Source organism: Rahnella perminowiae (genome assembly GCF_019049755.1).
Taxonomy (GTDB): Bacteria; Pseudomonadota; Gammaproteobacteria; order Enterobacterales; family Enterobacteriaceae; genus Rahnella; species Rahnella perminowiae.
Window position 1 is genome coordinate 1 of the sequence record NZ_JAFMOS010000071.1, and the last position, 566, is coordinate 566.

Sequence of the window (566 nt, forward strand, 5' to 3'; positions counted from 1 at the left end):
GTATATGCGCTTCCTATTTCCTGTCAAAACTTTAAATTTAATACCTTCATTGAATAATATTTTCACCAAGTACGGTAATTTTGACCACATTAATTCTGCTGGCCCGATGAAAGATACTGTCCCCGAGGACTTTCTTGTACGTGATCTAAGCATCGACAACTTCAGTTCAATCGTTTCTAAATCTGAAGCCACCAATCTCGCCAATTCCTCCCCATCCACTGTAGCCACCACACCATGTGAACGACGAGGAACACACCCGGTAAAAGCCTCAAGTGAATGAATGTGGGCAGACATTGCAGGCTGGCTTATGCCCAACCGCATTGCCGCTTTTGAAATCGAACCAGCTTTGTATACTTCAACAAAACTTCGTAACTGAACCAGATAGCTCATACTGCGCATCCTTAAGAGCCTGAAGCTCTCCGATTACGACATAAAATCGAAAGCCTGCACAGTATTATGTTATAAACATGTTCCGTTAATGCTTCTATACATATTAACTTATTTTAACAATTAAAGGATTTTATAGGGTAAGAATAGAATGTATCAAGATAACCCATTGATATACC

General features: G+C 39.9%; 1 protein-coding gene. It reads right to left on the bottom strand.

Translation table 11 applies throughout. The features are described from left to right. Positions 1–390: LysR family transcriptional regulator (locus J1785_RS00355; RefSeq protein WP_217218529.1), on the bottom strand; the 390-nt coding region annotated here is incomplete at its 3' end. Positions 391–566: the final 176 nt, after the last annotated feature.